Source organism: Sinorhizobium fredii NGR234, from assembly GCF_000018545.1.
GTDB lineage: Bacteria > Pseudomonadota > Alphaproteobacteria > Rhizobiales > Rhizobiaceae > Sinorhizobium > Sinorhizobium fredii_A.
In genome coordinates this window covers 2,227,047-2,239,016 of record NC_012587.1, presented here as the reverse complement: position 1 = coordinate 2,239,016, position 11,970 = coordinate 2,227,047, and the positions used below count along the sequence as shown (strand labels likewise).

The window sequence follows — 11,970 nt, the reverse complement described above, 5'->3', positions numbered from 1 at the left end:
GAGAGACCGATCTTCATTAGCCGGGTGGTCGGTCGGTCGCCCGACTCACATGAAGTCTCGCCGGACACGCTTCTCGAAAGCCTTCTCAAAGATTTTCGTTTCATCCTCGAAGGCCTCGACCTTGGCAGACGTAATCCACTCGGTTTCGCTGCAGCCAAGCCGCGAGGTCGAGACGGTCCTGAGAGACTGCTCGCCGCGCTTTGCTATGCAGGTCCAGGTGGAGACGCCCGTCATCGAATGCGGATCGCCGGGTGCGATCGACCAAACCTCGTCGCGGATGTCCTGCGTTGCGTTGCCCGTGTCGGGGTGTTCGACGAGGCCGGTGTCCTCGTAGATCCGGTAGTGCGTCACGCCCTTTGACATGTCGCGTTCGATCGTGCGGCGCGTTTTCGCCGGCGAATGCTCGATATAGGTGGGCAGCGGATTTGGGTCGGCCGGCTGCGGCACGACGATCTCGCGGTGGTCGCCGAGGAGCGGCAGCGCCAGCGACAGGCTTCCGGTGTCGATCGTCAGACCCGGATCGGTCGGCGGCGGCAGGATCATCGGCCAGTAGGAGGTCGAGAGCGACAGTCGGATGCGATGGCCGGCGCGGAAGCGGTAGCCGCAGGCGTCGAGCACCAGCGTGATACGCGTCTTGTGGTTCTTCTGCATCGGCTGCGGCTTCGTATTGCCGTTGCGGTGCGCCAGGTTGAGGACGCCGAAGGCAACGCGGGTTGCCGTGCCATCTGGGTGAATGTCGACCAGACGCGCCACAAGATTGGCCGTGTCGGCGCCGCAGGAGACGTCCAAGGTCAGGACCGGCTGTCCGAGATAGTCCTCCGCCTCGAGCAGGGGTCGGCTGTCGAAGGTGAGGGAACCCGCATCATCGCTGCGCTGGTCGCCGGCCATCTCGGCATCCGGCTTCAAGGTGAAATACTCGCCGGCGGCGGTGCCGGTATCGAGCGGTGAGCGGATGTAGATGTCTCCAATTCCTCTCTTGGCCGTGGAGCCGGTCATCAGGCCGCCATCGCTCGAAACCGCGAAAGTGCGCGTCTCCGGTGCGCTCCAGACATCCCTGGCGATCCAGCGGCCCGGATCATCGTTGCGCCTCAGGGCCGGCTTCGGACCGTCGAGAATATAGGCGCGCATCTGCGGTAGCTTTTCCGCACCATTCTTTTCGTCGCGCAGCCAGCGGTTCCACCAGCGGATCGCCTCGCTGTGAAAATCCGCGCGCGGCTTCGGCCAGGCGAAATGTGGATACTTATGAACCCAGGGGCCAATCAGCGCCTTGGCCTTTTCGCCGAGTCCTTCGACCGCCTTGATCGGCGTGTTGCGGTAGCCGTCGGCCCAGCCGGCGATGACAAGCGCGGGGATCGGGAAGCCGTCGAAATCCTCCGAGATCGAGCCGTGGCGCCAGAAGTCGTCGCGGCGCTGGTGCTCCAGCCACTCCTCCAGGAAAAACGGCTCGTTCTCCAGCCGCTCGAGCCACATGTCTTTCCACCCTTCGCCGACGAGTTCGGGATCGGGCGAGCGCGACTGATAGGCAAGCATGGTGGCGGCCCAGGAGAGTTGCGCCGAAAGATGGCAGCCGTTCTTGTAGTGGATGTCGTCATTATAGCGGTCGACGGTCGAGGCGATCGAAATGACGGCCTTGAGCGCCGGCGGCTTCAGAGCGGCCACCTGCAGGCAGTTGAAGCCGCCCCAGGAGATGCCCATCATGCCGACCTTGCCGTTCGACCAGGGCTGCGCAGCGATCCATTCGATGATCTCGCAGCCGTCGGAGAGTTCGCGCGGCGTATATTCGCCGTCGATCACCCCTTCGGATTCGCCGCAGCCGCGGATGTCGACGCGAACGCCGGCAATGCCCGCCGCCGCGAACACAGGGTAGGTGGACTCGTCACGGGCGCAGGTCCCGTCGCGCTTGCGATAGGGCAGATATTCGAGCACCGCCGGCACCGGGTTCTGCTCGGTGCCCTCCGGCATCCAGATGCGCGCCGCCAGCCGCGTCCCATCTTTCAGCGTGATCCACTCGTTCTCGATGACGGTGAAGTTGCGATCGGACACGATTGTTTTCTCCTGATTTTTCTTGCGCGTGAGCGATCAACAGCGGATTGGAACGAGAGCGGGGCGGAGGCGCCCCGCTCGAGGGTCAATTCCCCGCACTCTCCATGCGCCTGGTCTTCAGCACCCGTTCCAGCCAGCCGATTTCCATTTCCGGCACCGACTTCAGGAGCAAGTCCGTGTAATCGTCGAAGGGCGGCGAGAGCACCTTCGACTTCGGCCCGAAGCGCACCAGTCGGCCGCGATGCATTACCGCGACGCTGTCGGCGATCGCTCGCACGATGGCGATGTCATGAGTGATAAACACATAGGAAACAGCGGTTTCTTCCTGGAGCTTCATAAGCAGATTCAGGATGCCCTCCGCCACCAGCGGATCGAGTGCCGAGGTCGGCTCGTCGCAGAGAATGAGCTCCGGCTTGGCGGCGAGCGCTCGGGCAATCGCGACGCGTTGCTTCTGTCCGCCCGACAATTCGGCCGGATAGCGGTCGAGGAAGCGCGTTCCCATCTCGATCTGGTCGAGCAATTCCTTGACGCGTTCGGTTTTTCTGGCGCCGTGCATGCCGAAATAGAAGGAGAGCGGCCGGCCGATGATGTCGCGCACCGTCTGGCGCGGATTCATGGCCGTGTCCGCCATCTGGTAGATCATCTGGATGCGGCGCAGTTCCTCGTTCGTGCGGCCCTTGAGCGCCTTCGGCAGGTCCTTGCCGTCGAAAGTGATGCGGCCCTCCGTCGGCGGCAACAGCCCGGTGATGACGCGGGCGAGGGTGGACTTGCCGGAGCCGGATTCGCCGACGATCGCCAGCGTCTGGCCCTTCGACAGGTGCATCGACACGTCGTGCAGCACCTTGAAGCCATTGCCGTAAGCGGCATGGACATGCTCGATCTTGAGCAGCGTGCCGGACTGGTCCGGGGCTTCGTCGCGCTTTGTTTGCCGGACGCTGACGAGCGCCCTTGTATAGTCCTCCTTCGGCGCTTCGATCACCTGCTTGGTGGTGCCGTATTCGACGGTCTTGCCGTGGCGGAGCACCATGATGTCGTCGGAGATCTGGGCGACCACGGCGAGATCGTGGGTGATATAGAGCGCAGCCGTATGCGTCTCCTCGATGGCGTGCTTGATCGCGGCCAGCACGTCGATCTGCGTCGTGACATCGAGCGCCGTCGTCGGTTCGTCGAAGACGATCAGTTCCGGATTGGGGCAGAGCGCCATGGCGGTCATGGCGCGCTGCAATTGCCCGCCTGAGACCTGGTGCGGGTAGCGATCGCCGAAGGTCTCCGGATTGGGAAGCCCGAGCACCCGGAAGAGATAGAGGGCGCGCTTCTTCGCCTCCTCGCGGTTCATGATGCCGTGGCGCAGCGACGCCTCGATCACCTGGTCGCCGAGCTTGTGTGCCGGGTTGAAGGCGGCGGCCGCGGATTGCGCCACATAGCAGACGTGGCAGCCGCGGACCGAATTGATGCCGCTGCGGTCGAGCTTCAAGATGTCCTTGCCGTTGAGCAGGACTTCGCCGCCGGTGATCCGCACGCCGCCGCGGCCATAGGCAAGTGCCGAGAGGCCGATCGTCGACTTGCCGGCGCCGGATTCGCCGATGAGGCCGAGGACCTTGCCCTTTTCGAGATTGAAGGAAACGCCTTCGACCAGCGTCACCACCTTCGGCGGTTCGCCGGGCGGATAGCTCGTCGCCTCGATCTTCAGGTTCTTGACGGAAAGCAGCTCAGGCATCGCCGCGCCCTCCTTTCAGGCTCGAGGTGCGCTTCATCAGCCAGTCGACGACGAGATTGACGCAGATGGCGAGGGTGGCGATCGCCGCGCCGGGGACCAGGGCGGCGGAGATGCCGAAGATGATGCCGTCCTTGTTGTCCTTGACCATGCCGCCCCAGTCGGCGGCCGGCGGCTGAATGCCGAGGCCGAGGAAGGACAGGGTAGAGAGGAACAGGATCGAGAAGGCGAAGCGCAAGCCAAATTCGGCCAAGAGCGGCGACAGCGTGTTCGGCAGGATTTCCCGGAAGATGATCCAGAGCGAGCCTTCGCCGCGAAGCCTCGCGGCCTCGACGAATTCCATCACCGCGACATCGAGGGCGACGGCGCGGCCGATGCGGAAGACGCGGGTGGAATCGAGCACGGCCATGACGAGGATGAGGATCCAGAGATGCTGCGGCAGGACGGCGAGCACGACGAGCGCGAAGATCAACGTCGGGACCGCCATCATCAGATCGTTGAAACGCGAGAAGAGCTGGTCGACAAAGCCGCCGGTGACCGCGGCCGTGAAGCTCAGGAACATGCCGAGCGCGAAGGAGACCAAGGTCGCCGCCAGCGCCACGAAGATGGTGGTGCGGGCGCCGTAGATCAGACGCGACAGCAGGTCGCGCCCGAGATTGTCGGTGCCAAGCAGGAAGTCACCGCCGGCCGGCGCCCAGATCTCGCCGACGACGTCCCGTTCGCCGAATGGGGCGATGAAGGGCGCGAAGATCGCGCAAAGCAGGCAGAGCGCTATGCCAATGATGCCGATCCAGGCGCTGATGGGGATAGATCGCAGGTTCATCGCGGGTGCCTCAGCCTCGGGTTGGCGAGAATGGCGAGAATGTCGGCCGCCATGTTGAGGAAGATGTAGAAGGCCGCGAAGATCAGGCCGCAGGCCTGCACGACGGGCATGTCACGCACGGTCACCGCATCCACCATGTACTGCCCCATGCCGGGATAGACGAACACCACCTCGACGACGACAACGCCGACGACCAGATAGGCGAGGTTCAGGGCGATGACGTTGATGACCGGTGCGACGGCATTGGGGGCGGCATGGCGGGCGATGATACGGAAGGTCCCGAGCCCCTTGAGTTCGGCGGTTTCGACATAGGCCGACGACATGACGTTGAGGATCGCCGCCCGCGTCATGCGCATCATGTGGGCAAGGACGACGAGCACGAGGGTTGCGACCGGAAGCGCGATCGCCGAGAGCCGCTCGGTGAGGGTCATGCTGTCATAGACCGTCGCCGGGAAGGTGGCGACGCCGTATTGAACGGCAAAGACCATGATCAACAGATAGCCGATGAAGAACTCCGGCAGCGAAATCGCCGCCAGCGAGATCACGTTGATGATCTTGTCCGGTAGTCGATTGCGGAACTGGACCGCCAACATGCCGAGCCCGACGGCAACGGGCACCGAGATCAGCGCCGCGAAAAAGGCGAGGAACAGCGAATTGCCGAGCCTCTTGCCGATCTGTTCGCTGACCGAATTCTTGCTCGCCCAGGAGGTGCCGAAGTCGCCCTTCACGGCGCCGCCGAGCCAGGTGAGGTAACGCTCGCTCCAGGGCCGGTCGAGGCCGAGATCCTTGCGGATGTTCTCGACCGCCTGCGGCGTCGCCGACTGGCCGAGATAAGTGGTGGCGAAATCGCCGGGCAAGGCTTCGATGCCACCGAAGATCATCAGCGACACGGCGAAGAGCAGGCCGACGCTGAGGCCGAGGCGCTGAAGGATCAGCGCCACGAGAGGGCGGCGAAAGACGAAACGCCGCCAGAAGGAGCCGCCGATCTCGCCCGTGGCGGCGGCGGGGTTGGGCTTTGCTGGCACTCCGGAAAGATCGGCGGAGCGCGGGTGTGTTTCACCCGCGACCCCATCGGTCAGGACCGGACCAGTGATCGGTCCGCTTTCCATGGTCAGGCGTCCAGCCACACCCGGGTTGCGACATAGCCGTTCGACATGTCGTTGCCGATGTCGTGGACGTAGCCCTTCACCTGCTTGGTGGACGCGTTCACGAAGTCATTGAACATCGGCAGGATCACGCCGCCTTCGTCCCGCACCATCATCGCCAGGGTGCGATACATGTCCTTGCGCTTGGGCTCGTCCAGTTCGGAACGCGCTTGGAGCAGGAGCTTGTCGAAGTCCTCACGCTGGAAGCGGGTGTCGTTCCAGTCGGCGTTCGAAAGATAGGCGGTCGAGTACATCTGGTCCTGCGTCGGGCGCCCGCCCCAATAGGAGGTGCAGAATGGCTGGGCGTTCCAGACGTTGGTCCAGTAGCCGTCGCCCGGCTCGCGCTTGACCTCGATCTCGATGCCGGCCTTCTTGGCGCTTTCCTGGTAGAGAACGGCGGCATCCACCGCGCCCGGGAAGGCGACGTCGGAGGTGCGCAGCAGCACCGGCCCGCTGTGGCCCGACTTCTTGTAGTGGAAGGCGGCCTTGTCTGGATCATAGACACGCTGCTCGATGCCTTCCGGGAAGAGGGCATAGGTGTCGTTGATCGGGAAGTCGTTGCCGATCTTGCCGTAACCGCCGAGGATGCGCTGAACCATGGTCTCGCGATCCATCGCCAGCTTCAGCGCCATCCTGAGGTCGTTGTTGTCGAACGGCGCGGTGTTGCAATGCATGATGAAGACGTAGTGGCCGCGGCCGGATGTATTCAAGATTTCCACGGTCGGCGCGCGCTTCAGGAGGCTGACCGTCTTCGGATCGACGCGGTTGATAAAGTGCACCTGACCGGACGAAAGCGCGGCGATGCGCGCCGTCGCATCGTTCATGGCGATCAGTTCGACCGTGTCCACATAGCCACGATCCGTGCGCCAGTCGTCCTGGTTCCTTTCGAAAGTGGCACGCACGCCCGGTTCGAAGCTCGCGACCTTGTAGGGACCGGTGCCGATCATGGCGTCGGGGTTGTCCATACCGCCGTTCGGTTGGATGACGAGGTGATAATCCGAAAGCAGCAGCGGCAGGTCGGCATTGCCTTCGGTCAGCGTCAGCACGAGCTTGCCGCCATCGGCCTTGATTTCCTTGATGGATTTCATCACGCCAAGGGCGCCCGACTCCGACTTGTCGTCCGTGTGACGCTGCAGCGTCTTGACGACGTCCTCTACCGTCAGTTCCTTGCCATCATGGAATTTGACGCCCTTGCGGATCGCGAAGGTCCATGTCGCCGCGTCGGCGGAAGGCTCCCAGGACTCTGCAAGCGCCGGTACGGCCGCACCGGTCGTCGGGTGGGTTTCGACGAGCAGGTCGCCCCAGTTTCTGATGACGACGAACAGGAATTGTGAAAGCGCCTTTGCCGGGTCTTTCGAATCGGTTGCGGCCGCGCCTTCGAGGCCAAGCTTAAGGTGCCCGCCGCGTTTCGGCTCCTGCGCCGCGGCGCTCACCGCAAACAGCGTGTTCGCAGTCGATGCGGCGATGCCGAGGGCAGCCGCCCGTCCGAGAAATTCGCGCCGGTTGATTTTGCCCAGCATGACCTGTCGTGTCAGATAATCCTTGTAATCGCTCATTCCCCTGTTCCCTTTCGTTAGCCGGCATTCGCCGTTCATTGTGATTGGTAGAGACTGCGTATCGCCATTCTGGGATGGCTCAAGGCACTTCTGCGCTTAGATCCGTTTCCTCTCGTTCTCCCTTCTGTCCCGGGGACGGTACGGGCTTCAACCATAAGGCTATCTGCTCGGATGAAGCTTGTAACGTCCTAAATAATCATTTCTTTCCATAAGCATGCCTTATGGACTGCGTTCCTGCGAGCTCTCGCAGCCGGCTTTTACCTTCCCTTCCAGACCGGATCGCGCTTCTCCGAAAAGGCGCGCGCTCCTTCCAGTTGATCCTCGCTCGAATAGAGCACGTCGACCGTCTTGAACTGGCGACGGGTGATCTTGTTCATCGTCGCCTGGAAATCGCGGCCCTCGGCTTCGCGGACGACCTCCTTGATTGCCGCATAGACGAGCGGCGGTCCGCTCTCGAGCAGGCGAGCGAGCTCCCAGGCGCGTTCCATCAGCCGCCCCGTCGGCAGGATTTCGTTGACGAAACCCCAGCGATGCGCCTCCGTGGCCTCCAGCCAGCGTCCGGTCAGAAGCATGTCCATGGCGATGTGGTAGGGGATGCGCTTCGGCAGCTTGATCGAGGCGGCATCGGCGACCGTGCCCGAACGGATTTCCGGCAGCGCGAAGGTCGCGTGTTCTGCAGCGAGGATGAGGTCTGTCGAGAGTGCGATCTCCAGCCCGCCGCCGCAACAGATGCCGTTGACGGCGGCAATGATCGGCTTGTTGAGGTCGCGCAGTTCCTGCATGCCGCCGAAGCCGCCAACGCCATAGTCGCCGTCGACGGCATCACCCTCCGCCGCCGCCTTCAGATCCCAACCGGGGCAAAAGAATTTTTCCCCGGTGCCGGTGATGATTGCGACGCGAAGCTCCGGATCGTCGCGGAAGTCGCGAAAGATTTCGCCCATGGCCCGGCTGGTCTTGAGGTCGATGGCATTCGCCTTCGGCCGGTCGATCGTGACTTCGAGAATGCCGCCTTCGCGGCGGGTGAGGATCGGTCCGGTCATAGGCGTCATTTCCTCCGGCGGATCAGGGCATCGGCGGCAACGGCTCCATGGCCGACCGGCAACACCATTATAGGATTGATATCGAGTTCTTCAATTTTGGAAGCGTTTGCAACGACATAGGATGCCGCGGCTGCGACAGTCCTTGTCAGCGCTGCGACATCGCCTTTCGGGGCGCCGCGGTAGCCATCGAGCAGTTTGCGGACCTTCAGGCCGCCAATTGCCGCTTCGATCATCGCTTCGGTGGTCGGTAGGGTCAGGATTGCCGAATCGTCGAGTAGTTCCACGAGGATGCCGCCGGCGCCGATGGTCAGCACCGGGCCGGCGACGGGATCGCGCATCGCCCCGACGATCAATTCGGCGACCGGCCTGGCGATCATTCTTTCCACCAGGTAGCCCGTGGCGACCGACGCCATCGCTTGCGCGGCGGCGAGCACCTCTTCGCGGTTTGTGAGATTGAGCTTGACCGCTCCGGCTTCGGTCTTGTGAGCGACGCATAGGCCCTTGAGCACGACTGGGAAGCCGAGCGTCTCAGCCGCATCCGCCGTTTCGTCAGCCGTCATGGCAACAATGCCGCGCGGGATTGTAACGCCTGATGCAGCGAGCTCGGCCTTTGCCTCCGCCTCCGTCAATGTGATGGCATCGCCGCCGGCCGCTGCAGCCTTTATGAGGGGCGGCGGGGCGGGGCGCGCCCAGGCGCCGCCGATCGCGGCCGCAGTTTCCGCGGCGGCGAGGGCCTCGTCTATGCCGAAGAAGGGCACGACGCCTGCTGCCATCAAGGAGAGAGCGGTCTCCTCCGGCATGTTCTCGCCGAGGCTTGCGACGATGCCGGCGACGGCGCCCGTCGCATTCGCTGCGTCGATGACCGCATCGCAGGTCGTCACCCAATCTTCGGCGTGGCAACGGTCGAGGCGCGGGAAGTCGAGCACGATCAGGTTCAGCGCGTAGCCGCCTTGCATCATGGCGGTGAAGGCGGCGGTCTGCTTGTCGCGGTTGCCCCAGACGAAGGTGTGGTAGTCGAGCGGATTGGCGATCGTCACCATCTCGCCAAGGCTTTCCCTGAGCGGCTGACGCTGCTCGTCCTTGAGTGCCCGGAAGTTGACCTGGCGCCGGACGCCGGCATCCGCCATCAGCGAGGCTTCGCCGCCGGAGCAGCTCATCGATGAGATATCGGCGTTCGCAAGCGGACCGTGGAGATGGAGGAGCTTCAGGGTTTCCAGGAGTTCCGGCAAGGTATCGACGCGGCCGATGCCAAGGCGGGCGAGCAGCGCCGAGGAGACACGGTCGTTGCCGGCGAGGGACGCCGTGTGGGAAACGGTCGCAAGCTGCGCGGCCTCCGACTTGCCGACCTTCAGCGTTACGACCGGCTTACGCAATTCGCGGGCCCGGGTTGCGAGCCTCTCCAGCGCCTCGACGCTGTCGAATCCTTCGATATGGAGCCCGACGGCGGTGACGCGCGGGTCCTCCAGCACGGCGAAGGCGATGTCGGAGAGGCCGGTCTGGGCCTGGTTGCCGGCGGTCATCACGTAGGCGAGAGGAAGCCCGCGCTTCTGCATGGAGATGTTGCAGGCGATGTTGGAGGATTGGGTGAGGATCGCCACGCCGCTCTCGACGCGCAGCATGCCGTGCTGGTCGGGCCACAGCAGCGCCCCGTCCAGCATGTTGATGAAGCCGTAGCAATTGGGGCCGACAATCGGCATGTCGCCGGCGGCGGCGACCAGCGCCTCCTGCAGGTCGTTGCCGTCGGCAAGCTCGCTTACCGCTTCGCGGAAGCCGGAGGCATAGCAGACGGCGCCGCCGGCGCCGCGCGCGGAAAGGTCGCGGATGATGTCGATCGTGAGCGCCCGGTTGACGCCGACGAAGGAGGCATCCGGTGCCTCCGGCAGGTCGGCGACCGAGCGGTAGCAGCGGCGGCCGAAGATTTCCTCCTCGCGCGGATGGACCGGCCAGATCTTACCGGCAAAGCCCATCTTGTCGCATTGCTCGATGACCCGTCGCGCTTCCTTGCCGCCGAAGACGGCGATGGAGCGCGGGCGGATGAGGCGGTCGAGGGAGCGGGGCGGGGTGGTCATGCTGCGCCGCCGTTGCTGGAAAAGACCCCTTCCCAACCCCTCCCCACAAGGGGGAGGGGCTTGCGCGTGGCACCGCCTCGCCCAATCCAACGGTGCGACCAGCGGCTACGGAGCGGCAGTCCTACATCGGGTGCGGCAGAGGAGTCCCTCCCCCTTGTGGGGAGGGGTTGGGGAGGGGTTCTTTGATGAGCGCCAAGCATCCTCAAGCCCCCAACGGCCGCAAGAGATCGCGGCTGATGATGTGCCGCTGGATCTCCGAGGTGCCGTCCCAGATGCGCTCGACGCGGGCGTCGCGCCAGAAGCGGGCGAGCGGCAAGTCGTCCATCAGGCCCATGCCGCCAAAAATCTGGATCGCCTCATCGGTGACGCGGGCGAGCATTTCGGTGGCGAAGACCTTGGCGGAGGCGATCTCGCGGTTCGATGGCAGGCCGTGATCGAGCCGCCAGGCGGCCGACAGCGTCAGGAGGTCGGCGGCGTCGATCTCGGTGATCATGTCGGCGAGCTTGAAGGAGACGCCCTGGTTGGCGCCGATCGGCTTGCCGAACTGCTTGCGCTCGGCCGCGTAGGAGAGGGCGTAGTCGAAGGCACGGCGGGCGCGGCCGACCGAGGTGGCGGCAACCGTCAGGCGCGTCGCATAGAGCCAGTCATTGGCGATGTCGAAACCCTTGTGCACTTCGCCGAGGATCTGGGAAGAGGGCAGCCGGCAATCGTCGAAGGTCAGGATGCAGTTCTTGTAGCCGCGATGCGACACGGAGTTGTAGCCCTCGCGGATTTCGAAACCCGGCGTGCCGCGATCGACGAGGAAGCAGGTGATCTTCTTCTTCGGTCCGCGCGGCGTCTGCTCCTCGCCGGTGGCGATGAAGACGATGACGAAATCGGCGATGTCGGCATGGCTGATGAAGTGCTTGGTGCCGTTGACGATCCAATCGTCGCCATCCGGCCTGGCGAAACATTTCATGCCGCGCACATCGGAGCCCGCGTCCGGCTCGGTCATGGCGAGCGCATCGAACTTGTCGCCCCGGACGGCGGGCAGCAAATAGCGCTCGCGCTGCTCCTCGTTGCAGGCCATCAGGATGCCGGAGGGGCGGCCGAAGAAGACGGTCAGGCCCATCGAGCCGCGGCCCAGTTCGCGCTCGACCAGGGTGAAGGTGAGATGGTCGAGCCCGGCGCCGCCGACCTCTTCAGGAAAATTGCAGGCGAAGAAACCGAGCTCCTTGCACTTGCGGGCGATGTCTTGGCCGAGCTCGCGCGGCACGACGCCGGTGCGCTCGACTTCGTTTTCATGCGGATAGATCTCGGTCTCAACGAAGCTGCGGACCGTGTCTACGATCATCTGCTGTTCTTCGGTCAGTGCGAAATTCATTGTTCTCCCTCGTCGTTCTTTCGCTCTCGCCATTTCCGGACCGATCTCCCTATCGATCCGCAGGCTTCCCGGATGTGGCTTGCCCCTCTCCTCGGGTTTGACTCGAGGACTAACCCTCTCCCCGCACGCGGGGAGAGGGGACTTTTGGTGCCCGGCGCCGCGGCATGTCCCTTCTCCCCGCCTGCGGGGAGAAGATGGCGGCAGCCGGATGAGGGGC

8 protein-coding genes are annotated in these 11,970 nt (G+C 64.1%); all 8 read right to left on the bottom strand.

Annotation, left to right across the window (positions count from 1 at the left end; all coding sequences use genetic code 11):
* Positions 1 to 45: 45 nt before the first annotated feature.
* Positions 46 to 2,043, bottom strand: coding sequence for a CocE/NonD family hydrolase (locus NGR_RS22015; protein ID WP_012708690.1), 1,998 nt, complete (start codon positions 2,041 to 2,043; stop codon positions 46 to 48).
* Positions 2,044 to 2,128: 85 nt separating this feature from the next.
* Positions 2,129 to 3,760 (bottom strand): ABC transporter ATP-binding protein, encoded by a 1,632-nt coding sequence (locus NGR_RS22010; protein WP_012708689.1) that lies wholly within the window; start codon positions 3,758 to 3,760, stop codon positions 2,129 to 2,131.
* Entirely contained in the window at positions 3,753 to 4,580 is an 828-nt protein-coding gene (locus NGR_RS22005) for an ABC transporter permease (protein ID WP_012708688.1), read from the bottom strand. Before NGR_RS22005 ends, NGR_RS22010 begins: the two co-directional genes overlap by 8 nt.
* On the bottom strand, positions 4,577 to 5,689 hold the full coding sequence (locus NGR_RS22000) for an ABC transporter permease (protein ID WP_012708687.1): 1,113 nt from the start codon (positions 5,687 to 5,689) through the stop codon (positions 4,577 to 4,579). The genes NGR_RS22005 and NGR_RS22000 overlap by 4 nt, the downstream gene beginning before the upstream one ends.
* A 2-nt stretch (positions 5,690 to 5,691) precedes the next feature.
* Complete coding sequence (locus tag NGR_RS21995) at positions 5,692 to 7,281, bottom strand: ABC transporter substrate-binding protein (protein ID WP_012708686.1); 1,590 nt, start codon at positions 7,279 to 7,281, stop codon at positions 5,692 to 5,694.
* 257 nt (positions 7,282 to 7,538) lie between these two features.
* Positions 7,539 to 8,321, bottom strand: a complete 783-nt coding sequence (locus tag NGR_RS21990; RefSeq protein ID WP_012708685.1) for a carnitinyl-CoA dehydratase — start codon at positions 8,319 to 8,321, stop codon at positions 7,539 to 7,541.
* Between the two features lie 5 nt (positions 8,322 to 8,326).
* Positions 8,327 to 10,390, bottom strand: coding sequence for an acetate--CoA ligase family protein (locus NGR_RS21985; protein ID WP_164924403.1), 2,064 nt, complete (start codon positions 10,388 to 10,390; stop codon positions 8,327 to 8,329).
* Between the two features lie 202 nt (positions 10,391 to 10,592).
* Positions 10,593 to 11,753: an acyl-CoA dehydrogenase family protein gene (locus NGR_RS21980; RefSeq protein ID WP_164924402.1), complete on the bottom strand. Its 1,161-nt coding sequence runs from the start codon at positions 11,751 to 11,753 to the stop codon at positions 10,593 to 10,595.
* Positions 11,754 to 11,970 lie beyond the last annotated feature (217 nt).

Excerpts from the sequence above, each read along its gene's own strand:
- NGR_RS22010 (WP_012708689.1), bottom strand. The coding sequence starts at position 3,760 with ATGCCTGAGCTGCTTTCCGTCAAGAACCTGAAGATCGAGGCGACGAGC.
- NGR_RS22005 (WP_012708688.1), bottom strand. The coding sequence starts at position 4,580 with ATGAACCTGCGATCTATCCCCATCAGCGCCTGGATCGGCATCATTGGC.
- NGR_RS22000 (WP_012708687.1), bottom strand. The coding sequence starts at position 5,689 with ATGGAAAGCGGACCGATCACTGGTCCGGTCCTGACCGATGGGGTCGCG.
- NGR_RS21995 (WP_012708686.1), bottom strand. The coding sequence starts at position 7,281 with ATGAGCGATTACAAGGATTATCTGACACGACAGGTCATGCTGGGCAAA.
- NGR_RS21990 (WP_012708685.1), bottom strand. The coding sequence starts at position 8,321 with ATGACCGGACCGATCCTCACCCGCCGCGAAGGCGGCATTCTCGAAGTC.
- NGR_RS21985 (WP_164924403.1), bottom strand. The coding sequence starts at position 10,390 with ATGACCACCCCGCCCCGCTCCCTCGACCGCCTCATCCGCCCGCGCTCC.
- NGR_RS21980 (WP_164924402.1), bottom strand. The coding sequence starts at position 11,753 with ATGAATTTCGCACTGACCGAAGAACAGCAGATGATCGTAGACACGGTC.